This window comes from Mumia spirodelae, assembly GCF_050632745.1.
Taxonomy (GTDB): domain Bacteria; phylum Actinomycetota; class Actinomycetes; order Propionibacteriales; family Nocardioidaceae; genus Mumia.
Window position 1 is genome coordinate 1,115,210 of record NZ_JBODSD010000001.1, and the last position, 18,964, is coordinate 1,134,173.

Annotated in this window: 18 protein-coding genes; 14 read left to right on the forward strand and 4 right to left on the reverse strand. The window is 73.1% G+C overall.

Features of this window, described 5'->3' with window-relative positions; all coding sequences use genetic code 11:
* Positions 1-93 precede the first annotated feature (93 nt).
* From ACQSSQ_RS05420 to ACQSSQ_RS05430, 3 genes are read left to right on the forward strand one after another with little or no spacing between them, the layout of a single operon-like run.
* Positions 94-1,476 carry a MoxR family ATPase gene (locus tag ACQSSQ_RS05420; RefSeq protein WP_431326013.1) on the forward strand — a complete coding sequence of 461 codons (1,383 nt, stop codon included), beginning with the start codon at positions 94-96 and terminating at the stop codon, positions 1,474-1,476.
* Complete coding sequence (locus ACQSSQ_RS05425; protein ID WP_431326014.1) at positions 1,473-3,491, forward strand: VWA domain-containing protein; 2,019 nt, start codon at positions 1,473-1,475, stop codon at positions 3,489-3,491. The genes ACQSSQ_RS05420 and ACQSSQ_RS05425 overlap by 4 nt, the downstream gene beginning before the upstream one ends.
* 26 nt (positions 3,492-3,517) lie before the next feature.
* A complete protein-coding gene (locus ACQSSQ_RS05430) occupies positions 3,518-4,069 on the forward strand; it encodes a DinB family protein (protein ID WP_431326015.1) in 552 nt (183 codons plus the stop codon).
* Position 4,070: 1 nt separating this feature from the next.
* Here the strand turns inward: ACQSSQ_RS05430 and ACQSSQ_RS05435 are convergent, their stop codons facing one another.
* Together ACQSSQ_RS05435 and ACQSSQ_RS05440 are read right to left on the reverse strand one after the other, a co-directional pair.
* Entirely contained in the window at positions 4,071-4,505 is a 435-nt protein-coding gene (locus ACQSSQ_RS05435; RefSeq protein WP_431326016.1) for a hypothetical protein, read from the reverse strand.
* 58 nt (positions 4,506-4,563) lie between these two features.
* Positions 4,564-5,313, reverse strand: a complete 750-nt coding sequence (locus ACQSSQ_RS05440; protein WP_431326017.1) for an IclR family transcriptional regulator — start codon at positions 5,311-5,313, stop codon at positions 4,564-4,566.
* An 80-nt stretch (positions 5,314-5,393) separates the two neighbouring features.
* On the opposite strand from ACQSSQ_RS05440, the gene hutH reads away from it, so the two are divergent.
* From hutH to ACQSSQ_RS05470, 6 genes are read left to right on the forward strand one after another with little or no spacing between them, the layout of a single operon-like run.
* Positions 5,394-6,989: a histidine ammonia-lyase gene (gene hutH, locus ACQSSQ_RS05445; RefSeq protein ID WP_431326018.1), complete on the forward strand. Its 1,596-nt coding sequence runs from the start codon at positions 5,394-5,396 to the stop codon at positions 6,987-6,989.
* Positions 6,986-8,641 (forward strand): urocanate hydratase, encoded by a 1,656-nt coding sequence (hutU, locus tag ACQSSQ_RS05450; RefSeq protein WP_431326019.1) that lies wholly within the window; start codon positions 6,986-6,988, stop codon positions 8,639-8,641. The genes hutH and hutU overlap by 4 nt, the downstream gene beginning before the upstream one ends.
* Positions 8,638-9,972 carry an allantoate amidohydrolase gene (locus ACQSSQ_RS05455; RefSeq protein WP_431326020.1) on the forward strand — a complete coding sequence of 445 codons (1,335 nt, stop codon included), beginning with the start codon at positions 8,638-8,640 and terminating at the stop codon, positions 9,970-9,972. Before hutU ends, ACQSSQ_RS05455 begins: the two co-directional genes overlap by 4 nt.
* Entirely contained in the window at positions 9,969-11,291 is a 1,323-nt protein-coding gene (locus tag ACQSSQ_RS05460) for a formimidoylglutamate deiminase (RefSeq protein WP_431326021.1), read from the forward strand. Before ACQSSQ_RS05455 ends, ACQSSQ_RS05460 begins: the two co-directional genes overlap by 4 nt.
* A complete protein-coding gene (gene hutI, locus ACQSSQ_RS05465) occupies positions 11,288-12,433 on the forward strand; it encodes an imidazolonepropionase (protein ID WP_431326022.1) in 1,146 nt (381 codons plus the stop codon). The genes ACQSSQ_RS05460 and hutI overlap by 4 nt, the downstream gene beginning before the upstream one ends.
* 9 nt (positions 12,434-12,442) lie before the next feature.
* Positions 12,443-13,153 carry a class I SAM-dependent methyltransferase gene (locus tag ACQSSQ_RS05470; RefSeq protein ID WP_431326023.1) on the forward strand — a complete coding sequence of 237 codons (711 nt, stop codon included), beginning with the start codon at positions 12,443-12,445 and terminating at the stop codon, positions 13,151-13,153.
* Between the two features lie 7 nt (positions 13,154-13,160).
* Here ACQSSQ_RS05470 and ACQSSQ_RS05475 read toward each other — a convergent pair whose 3' ends face one another.
* Positions 13,161-13,595 carry a DUF2000 family protein gene (locus ACQSSQ_RS05475; RefSeq protein WP_431326024.1) on the reverse strand — a complete coding sequence of 145 codons (435 nt, stop codon included), beginning with the start codon at positions 13,593-13,595 and terminating at the stop codon, positions 13,161-13,163.
* 49 nt (positions 13,596-13,644) lie between these two features.
* On the opposite strand from ACQSSQ_RS05475, the gene ACQSSQ_RS05480 reads away from it, so the two are divergent.
* The 5 genes from ACQSSQ_RS05480 (at position 13,645) to ACQSSQ_RS05500 (ending at position 16,847) form a co-directional block, all read left to right on the forward strand.
* The gene (locus tag ACQSSQ_RS05480; RefSeq protein ID WP_431326025.1) at positions 13,645-14,433 is read left to right on the forward strand and encodes a helix-turn-helix transcriptional regulator; all 789 of its coding nucleotides are present in this window, start codon (positions 13,645-13,647) and stop codon (positions 14,431-14,433) included.
* Between the two features lie 139 nt (positions 14,434-14,572).
* A complete protein-coding gene (locus ACQSSQ_RS05485) occupies positions 14,573-14,710 on the forward strand; it encodes a hypothetical protein (RefSeq protein ID WP_431326026.1) in 138 nt (45 codons plus the stop codon).
* Between the two features lie 62 nt (positions 14,711-14,772).
* On the forward strand, positions 14,773-15,726 hold the full coding sequence (gene ligD, locus ACQSSQ_RS05490; RefSeq protein WP_431326027.1) for a non-homologous end-joining DNA ligase: 954 nt from the start codon (positions 14,773-14,775) through the stop codon (positions 15,724-15,726).
* 57 nt (positions 15,727-15,783) lie between these two features.
* A complete protein-coding gene (locus ACQSSQ_RS05495; protein ID WP_431326028.1) occupies positions 15,784-16,134 on the forward strand; it encodes a hypothetical protein in 351 nt (116 codons plus the stop codon).
* An 11-nt stretch (positions 16,135-16,145) separates the two neighbouring features.
* Positions 16,146-16,847 carry a DNA alkylation repair protein gene (locus ACQSSQ_RS05500; RefSeq protein WP_431326029.1) on the forward strand — a complete coding sequence of 234 codons (702 nt, stop codon included), beginning with the start codon at positions 16,146-16,148 and terminating at the stop codon, positions 16,845-16,847.
* Between the two features lie 69 nt (positions 16,848-16,916).
* Here ACQSSQ_RS05500 and ACQSSQ_RS05505 read toward each other — a convergent pair whose 3' ends face one another.
* Positions 16,917-18,929: a glycoside hydrolase family 3 protein gene (locus ACQSSQ_RS05505; RefSeq protein WP_431326030.1), complete on the reverse strand. Its 2,013-nt coding sequence runs from the start codon at positions 18,927-18,929 to the stop codon at positions 16,917-16,919.
* Positions 18,930-18,964: the final 35 nt, after the last annotated feature.

An 18,964-nucleotide genomic window follows, 5' to 3' on the forward strand; every position in this document is an offset into this window, starting at 1 on the left:
TCCGTTTTGTTCGCAGGGTTGTCGCGCCCGAGCCTGTCCGCCGTCAGCGAACGGTCGTCGGTGTTGCGGGGAGTGCCGGACTAGCGTGGAAGCGTGAACGACGCTCCCTCCACGGTCGGCGAGCTGCGCGCCTCCGGCCACGTCCAGAAGTCCGTCCGCCAGGAGGTCCGCGACAACCTCCTCACCGCCCTCGCCGAGGGGCGCGACCCGTGGCCCGGCCTGCACGGCCTCGACGACACGGTCATCCCCCAGCTCGAACGGGCGCTGATCGCCGGCCACGACGTCGTCCTGCTCGGCGAGCGCGGCCAGGGCAAGACCCGCCTGCTGCGTACGCTCGTGGGCCTCCTCGACGAGTGGACGCCGGTGATCGCCGGGTCCGAGCTCGGCGAGCACCCGTACGAGCCGATCACGCCCGCCTCCCGTCGGCGCGCGGCCGAGCTCGGCGACGCGCTGCCGGTCGCGTGGCGCCACCGCGACGAGCGGTACGCCGAGAAGCTCGCGACGCCGGACACCAGCGTGGCCGACCTGATCGGCGACGTCGATCCGATGAAGGTCGCCGAGGGCCGCTCGCTCGGTGACCCGGAGACGATCCACTTCGGCCTGGTGCCGCGTTCGCACCGCGGGGTCGTCGCGATCAACGAGCTGCCCGACCTCGCCGAGCGCATCCAGGTCGCGATGCTCAACGTGATGGAGGAGCGCGACGTCCAGATCCGCGGCTACGTGCTGCGGCTCCCGCTCGACGTGCTCGTCCTCGCCACCGCGAACCCCGAGGACTACACGAACCGCGGGCGGATCATCACGCCGCTGAAGGACCGCTTCGGCGCCGAGATCCGTACCCACTACCCGCTCGAGCTCGAGGACGAGATCGCCGTCATCAAGCAGGAGGCGCACCTCGTCGCGACGGTGCCGGACTTCCTGCTCGAGATCCTGGCCCGCTTCACGCGGGCGCTGCGCGAGTCCAACGCGGTCGACCAGCGCTCCGGCGTGTCGGCCCGGTTCTCGATCGCGGGGGCCGAGACCGTCGCCGCAGCGGCGCTGCACCGGGCGACGATCCAGGGCGAGCCGCACGCCGTGGCCCGGGTCGTCGACCTCGAGACCGCGGTGGACGTGCTCGGCGGCAAGATCGAGTTCGAGACCGGCGAGGAGGGACGTGAGCGCGAGATCCTCGAGCACGTCCTGCGCACCGCGACGGCCGAGACCGTACGCCACCGGCTCCGCGGGATCGACTTCGCGCTGCTGGTGGAGGCGTTCGCGTCCGGTGCGACGGTGATGACCGGCGAGCAGGTCGCGGCGTCCGACGTGCTGGCAGGGCTTCCGGTGCTCGGGGAGTCGGAGCTGTACGACGAGGTGATGGACCGCCTCGGCGCCGCCGACGACGGCGAGCGCGCGAGCGCCATCGAGCTGGCCCTGGAGGGTCTGTTCCTGGCCCGCCGGATCGGCAAGGACTCCGGCGGCGGCGAGACGGTCTACGGATGAGCAGGCGCGACAGCAGGTACGGCCGGTACGCCGGGGGTGACCCCCTCGCACCGCCGGTCGACCTCGGCGAGGCGCTCGACGCGATCGGCGAGGACGTCATGTCCGGCTACTCGCCGGAGCACGCGATGCGGGAGGTCCTGCGTCGCGGCACCAGCGGGCAGGCCGGCCTCGACGACCTCGCGCGACGCGTGGCGCAGCGGCGCCGTGACCTGCTGAAGCGTCACGACCTCGACGGGACGCTCCGCGAGGCGCGCGAGCTCCTGGACCGGGCCGTGCTTGAGGAGCGCAAGCAGCTCGCGCGCGACCTGGACGACGACGCGCGGTTCGCGGAGATGCGGATCCAGGACCTGCCCTCGTCGACCGCGGCGGCCGTCTCGGAGCTGTCGGACTACCCGTGGCGGAGCCCGCAGGCGCGTGAGGACTACGAGCGCATCAAGGACCTCCTCGGGCGCGAGATGCTCGACCAGCGCTTCGCCGGCATGAAGCAGGCGCTGGAGAACGCGACGGACGAGGACCGCGCCCGCGTCTCGGAGATGCTGTCCGACCTCAACGACCTGCTGTCCGCGCACCGCCGCGGTGAGGACACCGAGGAGCAGTTCCGCGACTTCATGGACAAGCACGGCGAGTTCTTCCCGGAGAACCCGGAGACGGTCGACGAGCTGATCGACGCGCTCGCGGCCCGCTCCGCCGCCGCGCAGCGGATGCTCAACTCGATGACCCAGGAGCAGCGCGACGAGCTCATGGAGCTGTCGGCGCAGGCCTTCGGCAGTGCCGACCTCCAGGAGGCGCTCGGCCAGCTCGACCAGAACCTCCAGGCCCTGCGGCCCGGCGAGGACTGGGGCGGGTCGGAGCGCTTCGACGGCGAGCAGGGCCTCGGTCTCGGCGACGGCACCGGTGTGCTCCAGGAGCTTGCGGACCTCGACGCGCTCGGCGAGCAGCTCTCGCAGGCCTATCCCGGGGCGCGGATGAGCGACATCGACATCGACAAGCTCGAGCGGCACCTCGGCGAGGACGCCGCCGTGGACGCCCGCACGCTCACCGAGCTCGAGCGGGCCCTGCGCGACAGCGGTGCCCTCAAGCGCGGGACGGACGGCACGCTGCGGCTCTCACCGAAGGCCATCCGTCAGCTCGGCAAGTCGCTCCTGCGCGACGTCGCCGAGCGGATGTCTGGCCGCCAGGGTGCGCGCGACGTACGACGGGCCGGTGCGGCCGGGGAGATGTCCGGCGCGACGCGCGAGTGGGCGTTCGGCGACACCGAGCCGTGGGACGTCACCCGCACGGTCACCAACGCGGTGTCCCGGACGGTGTCGGAGGGCGGCGATCCCCGCCGGGGAGTCCGCATCGACATCCGCGATGTCGAGGTCAGCGAGACCGAGGCGCGCACGCAGGCGGCGGTCGCGCTGCTGGTCGACACCTCGTTCTCGATGGCGATGGACGGCCGCTGGGTGCCGATGAAGCGCACGGCGCTCGCCCTGCACACGCTGATCCAGAGCCGGTTCCGCGGAGACCACCTCCAGCTGATCGGGTTCGGCCCGTACGCCGAGGTCATGGAGATCGACCAGCTCACCGCGCTCGACGCGAAGTGGGACAAGGGGACCAACCTCCACCACGCCCTGCTGCTCGCGCACCGCCACTTCCGCAAGCACCCCAACGCGCAGCCCGTGCTGCTGGTCGTCACCGACGGTGAGCCCACGTCGCACCTGGAGCAGGACGGCGAGGTGTTCTTCACCTACCCGCCCGCCCCGCGGACGGTCGCGTTCACCGTCAAGGCGCTCGACGAGGTCGGGCGGCTCGGCGCGCAGACGACGTTCTTCCGGCTCGGCGAGGACCCGGGTCTCGCGCGCTTCATCGAGCAGATGGCGCGCCGCGTCGACGGACGGGTCGTCGCGCCGGAGCTCGAGGACCTCGGCGTCGCCGTCGTCGACAGCTATCTCGGCTCGCGCGGAAGCTCGTCGTACGGCGGAGGGTCCTACGGAGGGTGGTTCGGCGGGCGCGGGTTCTGGGTGGACGAGTAGCCGGTGGCGGCTGAAGACTGCCCGGCATGAGCGGACGACAGTTCCCGGACATGTGGGTCGACCCTGCGGACGACCCTCGAGACTCGGACGAGCGCCTGGTGGGTGAGCGGGCGATCCTCCTCGACTATCTCAAGGTCTATCGCCTGACGCTGCGCATGAAGTGCGACGGGCTGGACGCCGAGCAGATGGCGCGTCGGTCGGTGCCGCCGTCCACGATGTCGCTGCTCGGTCTCGTCCGCCACCTCGCCGACGTGGAGCGCACCTGGTTCCGGCAGGTGATGGCAGGGGAGGACGTGACGCGCCACTACCGCACCGCCGAGGACCGCGACGCCGACTTCAACGGTGCCGTCGCCGACGACGAGGTCGTGGCCGACGCCTGGCGGCGGTGGGAGGACGAGATCGCGTACGCCGAACGGCTCGTCGACGCGACCGACGACCTCGGGGCGCTCTCGCGGAGCACCGCGCACGACCCGGTCTCGCTGCGGGAGGTGATGGTCCACATGATCGAGGAGTACGCGAGGCACGCCGGTCACGCGGACCTCCTCCGCGAGTGCATCGACGGCCGGACGGGGCAGTAGGTCACGGCGCGGCGCGGCGCGCCTCCTGTCGCGCCTGCCGGACCGCGGCGCCGGCCTCGTACCAGGCGCAGCGGTAGTCGGCGCCGACGACGCCCCGACGGTCGAGCCACCGCAGCAGCCGGTCGGTGAGCGCGAGGTGGGACCGTGGCTGCGGCGTCGTCAGCAGCCACGGCTCCTCGAGGAACCCTGGCAGGCAGAAGATCAGCTCGCCGGGCCCGAACAGGCGGAAGAACGAGCCGGCCGCACCACTGATCTCCCGCTCCTGGGTGAGCAGCGTGCCTCCGTAGGTCCCCAGGTGGCGGCACATGTCGGCGGTGTCGAGATAACGCTGGAGGTGCTGCACGACGTCGGCGTAGGCGCGTTGCGTGCGCGCGGTCCGGTCGCGCTGCACGTCGGCGAGGAAGTCGGCCAGGATCGGGGCGGGCGCAGGAGTCATGCGGACGAGGATGGCGGCTGCCTCTGACACCCCGGGTCCGACGTGCGGGAAGCCTCTCTCAGCGTCCGCGCAGGCGTCGGTCGAGGGTCGCCGCGGTGCTCCGTACGGCGTCCACGACGGCGTCCTCCGCGAGGTCCGCGCCCGACTCCCAGGTCACGGCGACCGCGGCGTGGACGGCCGGGGCCGAGAGCGGGACGGCGACCGACCGGAACCCCGGCGTCACCTCGCCGTCCTCCGTCGCATGGCCGCGTCGCCGCGTCTCGCCGAGGAGGTCGCGCAGCTGCGTCGGGGTGCTCGGACCGAGGTCGGTGCGGGTGACGAAGGCGGACGCCGTGGGGTAGAGGGCGCGGACCTGCGGGCGGGGCAGCGTCGACAGGATCGCGCGCCCGGACGCGGTCAGGTGCGCCGGGAGCCGTACCCCCACGTCGGTGACGAGCGACGGACGGCCTCGCGCGCGCTCCTCGAGGACGTAGAGGACGTCGGCGCCGTGCAGCACCGCCAGGTGCGCGGACTGGCCGAGCGTGTCGACGAGCCGGGCCAGGGGGACACGGGCGAGCCGGGCGAGGGGCTCCTGCTGGGCGAACGCCAGCCCCACCTCCCACGCGCCGACGCCGAGTCCCCACGTGCGGTCGTCGGGGTAGTGGACGACGAAGTCCTCCTCCGCCATGGCGGCGAGCAGGTGGTACGTCGACGACCGTGGCAGCCCGATCTCCGCGGCGATGCGGCTGGCCGGCACCGGTACGGGCTGGCCGGAGAGGAACCGCAGCGCGCGCAGCGTCGCGGTCGCGGCGGGCACGGGTCGGGCCATGGCGCCAGTGTCTCGGATCCGAGACGGCACTGCACGCGACGGCGTAGCGGCGCCCCCTCGTACGGCCGTGCAATGGACCCATGCACACCGTCATCGTCGGTCCCGGACCGCTCGCGCCCGCCGAGGTCGTCGCCGTCGCGCGCGACCGAGCCCGGATCGCGCTGTCCGAGGACGCCCGCACCGCGATCAAGACCGCCCGCACGCACGTCGAAGCGCTGGCCGCGTCGGACGAGCCCGTGTACGGCGTCTCGACCGGCTTCGGCGCTCTCGCCACCCGCCACATCCCCGCCGAGCAGCGCACCCAGCTCCAGCGCAGCCTGATCCGGTCCCACGCCGCCGGCACCGGCCCCCGGGTCGAGGACGAGGTCGTCCGCGCGCTGATGCTGCTGCGCCTCTCGACGATGGCCAGCGGGCACAGCGGGGTCCGGCTCGAGACCGCGGAGGCGTACGCCGCCCTGCTCAACGCCGGCCTGACCCCGGTGGTCCGCGAGTTCGGCAGCCTCGGGTGCTCCGGCGACCTCGCCCCGCTCGCCCACTGCGCGCTGGCCGTCATGGGGGAGGGCGAGGTCGTGGAGGAGAACGGCGTCGTACGCCCTGCGGCCGACGCGCTCCGCGACCACGGCATCACCCCGGTCGTCCTCGCGGAGAAGGAGGGCCTCGCGCTCATCAACGGCACCGACGGGATGCTCGGCATGCTCGTCCTGGCGCTGCACGACCTGCGCGGCCTGCTCGACACCGCCGACCTGGCCGCGGCGATGAGCATCGAGGGCCAGCTCGGGACGGACCAGGTCTTCACCGAGGAGCTGATGGCCCTACGGCCACACCCCGGCCAGGCGACGTCCGCCGCGCACCTGCGGGCGCTGCTCGCCGGGTCGGAGATCGTCGCGAGCCACCGCTACGGCGACGGGGTGGTCCAGGACGCGTACTCGCTGCGCTGCACGCCCCAGGTCCACGGCGCCGCCCGCGACACGCTCGACCATGCGGCCCAGGTCGCGGCTCGGGAGCTCGCCTCCGCGATCGACAACCCGTCGGTGCTCGCGGACGGGCGGGTCTCGTCGCACGGCAACTTCCACGGTGCGCCGCTGGCGTACGTCCTGGACTTCCTGGCGATCGCGGTCGCGGACGTCGCCGGCATCAGCGAGCGTCGTACGGACCGGTTCCTCGACGTGGCGCGCAACCGGGGCCTGCCGCCGTTCCTCGCCGACGACCCGGGGGTGGACTCCGGCGCGATGATCGCGCAGTACACCCAGGCCGCCCTGGTCTCCGAGCTCAAGCGCCTCGCGGTCCCGGCCAGCGTCGACTCGATCCCGTCGAGCGCGATGCAGGAGGACCACGTGTCGATGGGCTGGTCCGCGGCCCGCAAGCTCCGCCGGTCGCTGGACGCCCTCGGGCGGGTCCTGGCGATCGAGGTGATGGTCGCCGCGCGCGGCATCGACCTCCGTGCGCCGCTCGCGCCGGCACCGATGACCGGCGCGGCGCTGCGTACCCTCCGCGAGCACGTCCCCGGCCCCGGCCCCGACCGCTTCCTCGCCCCCGAGATCGAGTCGGCGGTCACCCTCGTCCGTACCCACACGCTCCGTCCGCGTTTCGAAGGGTTGCGGTCGGAATTGCGTACCCAGAACCAACCCGAACCCTTCAGAACGGGGACGGGACCCGCACAGGAGGCACCACGATGACCACGCACCCACCCGTACGGGCGCCGCGGGGCACGGAGCTGACCGCACGCTCGTGGCAGACCGAGGCGCCGCTGCGGATGCTCATGAACAACCTCGACCCCGAGGTGGCCGAGCGCCCCGAGGACCTCGTCGTGTACGGCGGTACCGGGCGCGCTGCCCGCAGCTGGGACGCGTACGACGCCATCGTGCGCACCCTGCGCACGCTCGACGACGACGAGACGCTGCTGGTCCAGTCCGGCAAGCCCGTCGGCGTGTTCCGCACCCACGCCTGGGCGCCGCGCGTCCTCATCGCCAACTCCAACCTGGTCGGCGACTGGGCGACCTGGGCCGAGTTCCGCCGGCTGGAGGCCGAGGGGCTCACGATGTACGGCCAGATGACGGCCGGCTCGTGGATCTACATCGGCACCCAGGGAATCCTCCAGGGCACGTACGAGACGTTCGGCGCCGTCGCGACCAGGAGGTTCGGCGGCACCCTGGCGGGCACGCTCACGCTCACCGCGGGCTGCGGCGGCATGGGCGGGGCGCAGCCGCTCGCGGTCACGATGAACGAGGGCGTGGTGCTCATCGTCGACGTCGACGAGACGCGGCTCGCACGACGGGTCGAGCACGGCTACCTCGACGAGTACACGCCCGACCTCGACGACGCCGTCGAGCGCGCCCGCGCCGCCAAGAAGGACCGCCGCGCGCTGTCGGTCGGCGTGGTCGGCAACGCGGCGACCGTCTTCCCGGAGCTGCTGCGCCGCGGCGTCGAGATCGACATCGTCACCGACCAGACCAGCGCCCACGACCCGCTGAACTACCTCCCCGAGGGCATCGACGTCGCGGACTGGAAGGCCGAGGCGCAGCGCGACCCCGAGGCCTTCACCGAGCGCGCCCGGGCGTCGATGGCCCAGCACGTCGAGGCCATGGTCGGGTTCCAGGACGCGGGCGCCGAGGTGTTCGACTACGGCAACTCGATCCGCGAGGAGGCACGGCTCGGCGGGTACGACCGCGCGTTCGCCTTCCCGGGCTTCGTCCCGGCCTACATCCGCCCGCTGTTCTGCGAGGGCAAGGGCCCGTTCCGCTGGGCGGCGCTGTCCGGCGACCCGGCCGACATCGCGGCGACCGACCGCGCGATCCTCGAGCTGTTCCCCGAGGACGAGCACCTGCGCCGCTGGATCACGCAGGCGGGGGAGAAGGTCCACTTCGAGGGTCTGCCCGCGCGGATCTGCTGGCTCGGGTACGGCGAGCGGCACCGCGCCGGGCTCCGGTTCAACGAGATGGTGGCGTCGGGCGAGCTCAGCGCTCCCGTCGTGATCGGACGCGACCACCTCGACTCCGGATCGGTCGCCTCGCCGTACCGCGAGACCGAGGCGATGGCCGACGGCTCCGACGCGATCGCGGACTGGCCGCTGCTCAACGCCCTGCTCAACACCGCCTCGGGGGCGACCTGGGTGTCGCTGCACCACGGCGGAGGCGTGGGCATCGGGCGGTCGATCCACGCCGGTCAGGTGATCGTCGCCGACGGGACGGACCTCGCCGCCGAGAAGATCGCGCGCGTCCTCACGAACGACCCGGGGACGGGCGTGATGCGGCACGTCGACGCCGGGTACGACCGGGCACGCGAGGTCGCGCACGAGCGGGGCGTGCGCGTGCCGATGGACGAGCGATGAACCTCCTCGCCCCGATCGAGCGGATCGGTCGCGACCCGCGCACGGGCGGCTACCGCAGGTTCGCGTGGAACGACGCCGACATGGAGCTGCGCGAGTGGTTCGCCGGCGAGGCGGCTGCGCGCGGGATGGCGTACGAGGAGGATGGCAACGGGAACCAGGTGGGGTGGTGGGAGCCCTCTGGTGGTCGAGTAGGACGAAGCGCTAGCGGAGTCCGTATCGAGACCGGGGGTCTCGATACGCCCTCGCCTAGCGGCTCGGGCTACTCGACCATCGGGGGTGGGGGCGGCTCGGGCTACTCGACCACCGGGGGTGGGGGCGGCTCGGACTACTCGACCACCGGGGGTGCGCTGCTGCTCGGGTCCCACCTCGACTCGGTGCCCGACGGGGGAGCGTACGACGGTCCGCTCGGCGTCGTGTCCGCCTTCGCCGCGCTGGACCGGCTCCGTGACGACGGCTTCACCCCGTCCCGCCCGATCGCGGTGGCGTGCTTCGCCGACGAGGAGGGCGCGCGCTTCGGGGTCGCGTGCGCGGGCTCACGGCTCGCCGCCGGGACGCTCGCGCCGGACCGCGCCCTCGCGCTGACCGACGCCGACGGCCGCACGCTCGCCGAGGTGATGACCGCGCGCGGACGCGATCCGCGTGCCGCCGGGCGCAGCGCGTGGCTGGAACGCGTCGGCACGTTCGTCGAGCTCCACGTCGAGCAGGGCCGCTCGCTGGTCCACTCCGGTGACCCGGTCGGTGTGGCGACGACGATCTGGCCGCACGGGCGCTGGCGGCTCGACTTCGAGGGCCGCGCCGACCACGCCGGCACCACCCCGATGGACGACCGGCGCGACCCGATGCCCGCGTACGCTGCCAGCGTCGTCGCCGCCACCTCCCGTGCCGCCGACGCCGGCGCCCGCGCCACGTTCGGGCGCATCGCGGTGCAGCCGGGCGGCGCCAACGCCGTCCCCTCCCGGGTCTCCGGGTGGCTCGACGCACGGGCGTCCGACGACGCGGCGCTCGCCCGCCTCCTGGACGGGATCCTCGTGGACGCCCGCGAGGCGGCGGCCGCGGCGCGGGTCCGGCTCGAGGTCGCCGTCGAGTCGTCGAGCCCCGCCGTCGCGTTCGACGTCGCCCTGCGCGAACGCCTCGCCGGCGTGCTCGACGCCCCGCTGCTCCCGACCGGTGCGGGCCACGACGCCGGGGTGCTGAGCGCGTTCGTCCCGACGGCGATGCTGTTCGTCCGCAACCCGACCGGCGTCTCGCACTCGCCCGAGGAGCACGCCGACGACGCGGACTGCGCCGCGGGCGTGGAGGCGCTCGCCCGGGTCGTACGGGAGCTCGCGTGAGTGGTCTCGATACGCCCTCGCCCAGCGGCTCGGACTACTCGACCCCTGGCTCGGACTCCTCGACCACCGGCTCGGACTACTCGACCACCGGCTCGGACTACTCGACCACCGGCTCGGACTCCTCTCCCAGCGGCTCGGACTACTCGACCACCGGCCGCGTGAGCGGCTTCCCCGGGTTCGCGAACTGTCACAGCCACGTCTTCCACCGCGCCCTGCGCGGCAGGGAGGCCGGCGGTGCGACCTTCTGGGACTGGCGGAGCCGGATGTACGCCGTCGCGGGCGTCCTCGACCCGGACCTCCTGCACGACCTCGCGGTAGCGACGTACGCGGAGATGCGGCTCGCCGGCATCGGCGTGGTCGGCGAGTTCCACTACCTGCACCACGGTCCGGACGGCACCCCGTACGACGACCCGAACGCGACGGGGGAGGCGCTGATCGCCGCCGCCCGTGAGGTCGGTCTCCGGATCTGCCTGCTCGACACCTGCTACCTCGCGGCGGGGTTCGGGGTCTCGACGGGCTCGACCAGCGCAAGCCTCTCCGGTGTCCAGCGCCGCTTCTCCGACGGCGACGCCGAGACCTGGGCGCAGCGGGTGCACGACCTCGCGGCACGCCACGCCGGAGCCGACGACGTGGTGGTCGGCGCCGCGATCCACTCGGTGCGCGCCGTGCCGCCCGACCAGCTCGCCACCGTCGCCCGAGCACTCCCCGACGCGCCGCTGCACGTCCACGTCTCCGAGCAGCCGCAGGAGAACGCGGACTGCCTCGCCGCCACCGGCCGTACGCCCGTCGCGCTCCTCGCCGACGCCGGCGCCTGGACCCCGCGCACGACCGCGGTCCACGCCACGCACCTCACCGACGCCGACATCACCGCGCTCGGGGACGCGACGGCGTACGCCTGCTTCTGCCCGACCACCGAGGCCGAGCTCGCCGACGGCGTCGGCCCGTCCGCGCGGTTGCGCGACGCCGGCGCCCGGCTCACGCTCGGGTCGGACAGCAACACGGTGATCGACCTGTTCGCCGAGGCGAGGGCGGTGGAGATGCACGAGCGGCTGGTGAGCGGGCGTCGCGGGACGTGGCGCGCGGAGGAGCTGACCGAGGCGGCGACGCGGACCGGCTACGCGTCGCTCGGGTTCGACCCCGGCCTCGCCGATACCGACGCGTCCACCCTGCGCGACTCCGTCCGTCTCGCCGGGACGACCGAGCCGTTGTGGGCCGCCACCGCCGCCGACGTCGAGCCGCCGAAGGACCTGCCGTACGACGCCCCGGAGGTCGCCGAGCGCCTGCGGCGTGCGGTCGACGCGGTCTGGGAGCGCCGGTGAGCAGCGGCTCCCTGCTCGTCACCGGCATCGGGGAGCTCGTCACCTGGGACGACGAGCGGCCCGTCCGGCACGCCGCCGCCCTCGTCGTCGCCGACGGTGTCGTGCGCTGGGTGGGTGACGCCGCGGACGCTCCGGCCGCCGACGACGTGCTGGACGTCGACGGCGCGACGGTGGTCCCCGGCTTCGTCGACGCGCACAGCCACCTCGTCTTCGCGGGGGACCGGGCCGCGGAGTTCGAGGCGCGGATGACCGGCACGCCGTACGCCGCCGGCGGCATCCGCACCACGGTCGCCGACACCCGCGAGGCGACCGACGACGCGCTGGAGGCGAACGTGCGCCGCCTGGTCGCCGAGATGCGCCGCCAGGGGACGACCACGGTCGAGGTCAAGAGCGGGTACGGCCTGACGGTCGCCGACGAGGAGCGGTCGCTCCGCATCGCCTCTGAGGTCACGTCCGAGACGACGTTCCTCGGCGCCCACGTCGTCCCCGACGGCACGACGCCCGAGGACTACGTCGCCCTGGTCACGGGGCCGATGCTCGACGCCTGCGCCCCGCACGCCCGCTGGATCGACGTCTTCTGCGAGGACGGCGCGTTCGACGCCGACGCGGCGCGCACGATCCTCACCGCCGGACGCGACGCCGGTCTCGGCCTGCGCGTCCACGCCAGCCAGCTCGCGTCCGGCCCCGGGGTGCTGCTGGCCTGCGAGCTGGGGGCCGCGGCAGTCGACCACTGCACCTACCTCACCGACGCCGACGTGGACGCGCTCGCGGGCTCCGGGACTGTCGCGGGCCTGCTGCCGGGCGTCGAGTTCTCGACCCGCCACCCGTACCCGGACGCCCGCCGCCTCCTCGACGCCGGCGTCACCGTCGCGCTCGCCAGCGACTGCAACCCGGGCAGCAGCTACACCTCGTCGATCCCGTTCTGCGTCGCGCTCGCCGTGCGCGAGATGGGCATGACCCCGTACGAGGCGCTCCGTGCCGCCACGCTCGGCGGCGCGGCGTCGCTGCGCCGCGACGACGTCGGCCACCTGCGCGTCGGGGCGCGGGCCGACCTGGCCGTGCTCGACGCGCCGTCTGCGGTCCACCTCGCCTACCGACCGGGTGTCCCGCTGGTCTCGCGGACCATCACCTCGCCGCACTAGCGTGGCCGCATGGCGAAGCGGCGCAGGCAGCCCTGGCTCCTCAACACCTCGCGCGTCCGGCTGCTGCGCGTCAACCGTTCCTTCGCGCGGGGGACGCCGGCCGGCGCGCTGGTGCTCGACGCGGGCGCCGGGCACGGGCCGTACAGGCGGCTGTTCCGTCACGCGCGGTACGAGGCCGCGGACTTCGCGCAGCTCGCCACCCGCTACACGCCGCTCGACTACGTCTGCAGCCTCACCGACATCCCGGTCGAGGACGGGCGCTTCGACCGGGTCCTGTGCAACCAGGTCCTCGAGCACCTCGACGACCCCGCTGGCGCCCTGGCCGAGATGCACCGCGTCCTCGCCCCCGGAGGGCGGATCCTGCTCTCGGCGCCGCTGTTCTACCCCGAGCACCAGCAGCCGTACGACTACTTCCGCTACACCCAGTTCGCGCTGCGGCGGCTGTTCACCGAGGCGGGGTTCGCGGAGGTGAAGGTGACGTGGCTCGAGGGCTACTTCGGCACGGTCGCCTTCCAGCTCGAGCAGATGCACCGCCAGCTGCCGCGCGGCCGCTCGCTCGGGCTGCGGCGTCGCATGCTGCTCGGCCCGGTCCTCGCGGTGACGCGTGGGGCGGCGTTCGTGCTGTCGGGGGTGTTCGCGCGGATGGACCTGCGTTGGAAGCACACCGCGAGCGGGATGCCGAAGAACTACGTCGTCCGCGCCACGAGGCCGGAGGGCTGACCGGCGCTCACGCGTGCAGCCGCGCCCCCTTCACGGTCTTGTCGACGGCGTTGCGCGGGCCGTGGACCGCGATCCCGACCAGGTCCAGCTCGTCGGTCCCCACGGCGCGCACAGCGGCGCGGTTGGCCTCGTCGTGGCCGGTCGCGAACAGGTCGCGGGTGTAGATCGACATCGGCATCCCACGCCGCAGCGCCGCGGCGTGGGCCGAGCGCAGCACGGCCGCGTCGGCGGTGAACACCAGCATCGGCTGGCGCATCATCGGGAGGTACTGCTGCCCGTCCCCGTCCTCGTACGGATCGCCGACGAGCCCGTCCTCGCGGGTCGCGATGCCGCTGACGAGGAACGCCGTGACGTTGAGCTCCTGCCAGGGGAGGAGGTCGTCGCGCAGGACGATCGCGATCTTGGTGTCGAAGCGGACGGTCGGTTCCAGCACGGTGGTCATGGCTCGATCCTCGGCCGCCGGTCCTGGCCCGGTCTTGTACGTTCTTTGCATGGCCGACCGGGTCCGCGCGTGGCGACCCGACGTGCCGCACCTGCGCGAGGTGCTGCACGCCGAGTTCACCGAGCACGCCTACCCGAGCCACACCCACGGCGACTGGGCGGTGCTCCTGATCGACTCCGGCGCGGTCGCGTACGACCTCGACCGCCACCCGCACACCGCCGAGCCGGCCACGGTGACGCTCCTGCCGCCGCACGTCCCGCACGACGGGAGGTCGGCCCGCCCCGGCTCGTCGTTCCGCAAGCGGGTGCTCTACCTGGACGAGGCGTGGCTCCCGCTCGACGCGATCGGTCACAGCGTCGACCACCCGACGGTGGTCCGGCCCGAGGTCGCCGAGGGCGTCCGGCACGTGCACGGAGCCCTGGCCGGCGGGGACGCGTTCGCGGCGGAGTCGGAGCTCGCCCGCCTCCACGACCTGCTGCGGGAGCATCTCCACGGCCCTGCTCCGTCCGCTGCGGCCGATGCACCGCTCGCCCGGCGCCTGCGCGACCTCCTCGACGCCGCGGTCGCCGACGGCGTCACGCTCGAGGACGCCTCACGCGTCCTGGGCGCCCACCCGAGCCACCTCGTGCGGTCGTTCTCGCGGGCGTACGGCATCGCGCCGCACCGCTACCTCACCAGCCGTCGCGTCGACCTGGCTCGGCGGCTGATCCTGGACGGAGAGACGGTGGCCGACGCCGCGGTCCGCGCCGGCTTCCACGACCAGGCGCACCTCACCCGGCATTTCCGCCGGGTGCTCGGGACGACGCCCGGATCCTTCGTCCGCACCGCACGGCCTTAGGGTGCCGGCGCACGACCTCAGGGCCTGATCCGCCCGATCTAAGGGCCCTGGCGCGTCAGAACTAGGGTGCCCGCCCGATGTGAGGTGCTACCTCAGACGACGAGAGTCGAGGCATCAGGAACGAACGAAGGAGACCCTGATGTACATCGATCCCGAGCAGTCCGTCCCCACCGAGATGAAGCACCGCATCGAGCGGATCCCGGCCCTCGGCGACGACCGTCGGGCCCAGTACGTCCGCAGCCCGCGCCTGCGCCGCCGGCGGGGCCTGCGCCGCTGACCGAACGCGTCGCGGGAGCGGCAGCCGTTGCCACGTTCCCGCGTCGCTGCAAGGATCGCCGCATGGGCGAGGCGGTCGAGATCGAGGTGGGCAACCGCGACGTCCGCATCTCGAACCCCGACCGCGTCTACTTCCCCGAGCGCGGCGAGACCAAGCTCGACCTCGTCCACTACTACCTGGCGGTCGGCGACGGCATCGTCCGCGCCCTGCGCGAGCGGCCGTGCATGCTGCACCGCTTCCCCAAGGGCGTCGCGGAGAAGAAGGTCCACCAGAAGCGCGTCCCGGCCGGGGCGCCGCCGTGGCTGGAGACCGTGCGGGTGGAGTTCCCGCGCTACGGCCGACACGCCTACGAGCTCTGCGTCACCGAGCTCGCGAGCGTGATCTGGGCGGTCCAGATGTCGACGGTCGAGTTCCACCCCTGGAACTCCCGTCGCGCCGACACCGAGAAGCCCGACGAGTGGCGCATCGACCTCGACCCTGGGCCCGACTGCGACTTCGCCACGGTCCGACGGGTCGCGCACGTGGCCCACGAGATCCTCGACGAGCTCGGCGCGGTCGGCTGGCCCAAGACGTCGGGCGGCGCGGGGATGCACGTCTACGTCAGGATCGCGCCCGACCACGGGTTCGCCGACGTCCGTCGTGCCGCCCTCGCCTTCGCTCGCGAGGTCGAGCGCCGCGTCCCCGACGACGTGACGACGACCTGGTGGCGCAAGGACCGCGACCCGGCCAAGCTCTTCGTCGACTACAACCAGAACACCCGCGACCACACCATCGCCGCGGCCTACTCCGTGCGCGGGGTCCCCGACGCGCGGGTCTCGGCGCCGATCCGCTGGGACGAGGTGGACGACGTCGAGCCGGCCGACATGACGATCTCGACCGTCCCTGCGCGATTCGCCGCCCTCGGTGACCTGCACGAAGGGATCGACGAGGCAGTGTTCTCGATCGCGCCGCTGCTGGAGTGGGCCGAGCGCGACGAGGCGGAGGGAGCGGAGGTCCCGCCGGAGGAGGGTGGCTGATCGCGGTCAGGCGCGCTAGCGTCGAGGTTCCTGATCAGCGACCGAGAGGACCCTCTCATGCGCAAGATCTCCCTCCTCATCGCCGCCGGTGCCGGGTACGTGCTCGGGGCCAGGGCGGGTCGGGAGCGCTACGACCAGATCGTGGCCCAGACCAAGAGGCTGATGGGCAGCCAGCCCGTCCAGAGCGGAGTCGCCAAGGCTGGCGAGACCCTCAAGGAGCAGGCCCCCGTGGTGAAGGACAAGGTGGCCGACGCCGCCCACAAGGTGGCCGACAAGGTCACGCCGGGCTCGACGACCGACGAGGACGACATCGTCGGCACCTACTCGACGACGCCCAGCGGCAACCACGTCGAGGTCGACGAGGAGCTCGCCTGGACCACCTCCACGGGCGACCAACCCCGGACCTGAGCGGACGGGAGGTGGACGACCCCACCGCCGACGCGTTCCTGGCGCGGCTCCTCCCGCTGGCCACCGACGGGCAGCGGCTGAAGTACGAGCGGTTCTTCCCCGGCGACGACAGCTTCGTCGGGGTGCGGATGGGCGACGTCTTCGGGCTCGCGAAGGAGTTCCTCGCGATGCCGGTCGACGAGCTCGAGACGCTGCTCGACCACGACGTGCGCGAGGCACGCGTCGGTGCCTGCTCGATCATGGGCAAGGCCGCGACGCACAAGCGGGTGACCGAGCCGCGCCACGAGGAGCTGTACGCCCTCTGCCTGCGCCGCCACGACCGGATCGACACCTGGGACCTGGTCGACCTCGTGGCCTACCAGGCCGTCGGGAGCTGGTTGGTCGAGCGACCTCGCGACCCGCTGTACACGCTCGCGGAGTCGTCGGCGTGGCCGGAGCGGCGTACGGCGGTGGTCGCGACCGCGGCGTTCCTGCGGCGCGGGGAGGTGGCCGACACCTTCGCGATCAGCGAGATGCTGCTCGACGACCCCGAGGACCTGGTCCACAAGGGTGCGGGCTGGATGCTGCGGTACGCCGGCGACGTCGACCGCCCGGCCCTGCTGGCGTTCCTCGACGCGTACGCGGCGACGATGCCGCGCGCGATGCTGCGGGCCGCCACCGAGAAGCTCGACAAGTCCGAGCGCGCCGCGTACCTCGCGTCGGGCAGGTCCTGACGCGAGGTACGCCGCGGTCGTACGGGGTCCGTCGCCGGCGTCGGGGGCACCGGCGACGGACCCCGGTCTCTACCGGGTCCGGAGCCCGAACCCGTACGGGAACAGCGGGTCGTAGTCCGCGTCCCCGATGTTGATCGGCTCCTGGTCGACGGTCCGCGGCCAGCTCACGGGAAGCTTCCCGGTGAACCGCTGCTTGCCGAACAGGACGTCGGCCACGCCGGCGCCCTCGCTGCCCGGGAGCCAGGCGGCCACGAGGCCGTCGATCTTCGCCAGCAGGGCAGGCGCGATCTCGAGCGGGCGCCCGGAGACCACGATCACGACGCACTCCGCGGCCTGGGTGCACACCGTGTCGACGGCCTGCTGGTCGGCGGCGGACAGCTTCATGTCCTTCACCGGTCGCGGGACGCCGTTGTCGCCCGGGTCGTACGCCCAGCGCGGGCCGCCGACGTCGCCGAAGCCCTCGGCGTACGGCGTCTCGCCGACGACCACGACACCCGTCGCGTCGCTCGGCACCGGTGCCGATGCGGTCTCGCTCACCGTCACGTCGCCGCGCGAGGCGTCCTCGATGCCCTCGAGGATCGTCGTGCCCGGGAACTGGTGGTACGAGCCTCCCTGCCAGGTCAGCGTCCAGCCGCCGGCCTGGTTGCCGATGTTGTCGGCGTTGCTGCCGGCGACGTACAGCGGTGCCTTCTTGGACAGCGGAAGAACCCGCCCGCTGTTCTTGAGCAGCACCTGCGACTCGGCGACCGCCTTGCGGGCGACCTTGCGGTGCTGCGCGCTGCCGATCTCGTCGATGTGGCGGCGGTCGGTGTACGGCTCCTCGAACAGCCCCAGCTCGAACTTCTGGGTGAGGATCCGGCTGACCGCGTCGTCGATGCGCGCCATCGGCACGCGCCCGGCCTCGACCTCCTCGGTGAGGGCGGTGATGAACTGGCGGAACTGAGCCGGCTCCATCGCCATGTCGATGCCGGCGTTGATCGCCGTGCGGACCTGCGTGTTCCAGTCGCCGGGGAGCTGGTGGATGGCCTCCCAGTCGCTGACCACGAGCCCGTCGAAGCCCATCCGCCCCTTCAGGACGCCGGTGAGCAGCTCGGTGTGCGCGGTCATCTTGACCGGGTTGCCGACCCCGTCCTCGGTCCAGTCGACCGAGGAGAACGACGGCATGACCGAGCCCGCGCCGTACTTCTGGATCGCCGGCCAGTACGGCGCGAGCGCCAGCCGCGCGAACTCCTGCCGGCTCACGATCGTGATGCCCTGGTCGATCGTGTAGTCGCCGGCGGCGGTGCCGAACGTGGTGAGCCCGTCGCCCGCGTAGTGCTTCGGCGTGGCGAGGACGCGGTCGGCGTGGTCGAGCTGGCCGCGCCGGCCCTGGAAGCCGCGGACGGCCACGGCCATCTCCGACACGAGCCGCGGCGACTCGCCGAAGCTCTCGTAGGTGCGTCCCCAGCGGTCGTCGCGCGCGACGCACAGGCAGGGAGCGAAGCTCCACTGCGGTCCGGTCGCGCGCGTCTCCTCGGCCGTGATGTGCGCGACCTTCTCGACGAGCCTCGGGTCGCGGGTGGCGCCGAGACCGATGTTGTGCGGGAAGACGGTCGCGCCGTACAGGTTGCCGTGCCCGTGCACCGAGTCGACGCCGTAGAGGACGGGGATCTTCAGACGGGTCGCGAGCGCGCCGTCCTGGAAGCCGTCGACCATGTCCGCCCATCCCTCGGGCGTGTTGTCGGCGGGCACAGAGCCGCCTCCGGACAGGATGCTGCCGAGCTTGAGCTCGGTGACGTCCGCAGGCGTCGCGTTGGCCCGCTCGGCCTGGGTCATCTGGCCGATCTTCTCGGCCAGCGTCATGCGGGAGAGCAGGTCCTTCACGCGCTTCTCGGTGGACAGTCTCGGGTTCAGGTACGGGAGCGTGCCCTGGTGTCTGCCGGCGGTCGTGCCCGTCGCCGTGGTGGCCGGTGCGGAGCCGGCGCCCACGCCGACGAGACCGGCGACGAGGGCTGCGGCGGCGCCGGCGACCAGGGCGGCGCGGCGGGTGGATGGTCGGGTCGGTCGGGGTGATGCGTCTTCGCTTCGACGTGTCGCGTCCATGAGTCCTCCACTCGAATGTGACGTACGTCATACCC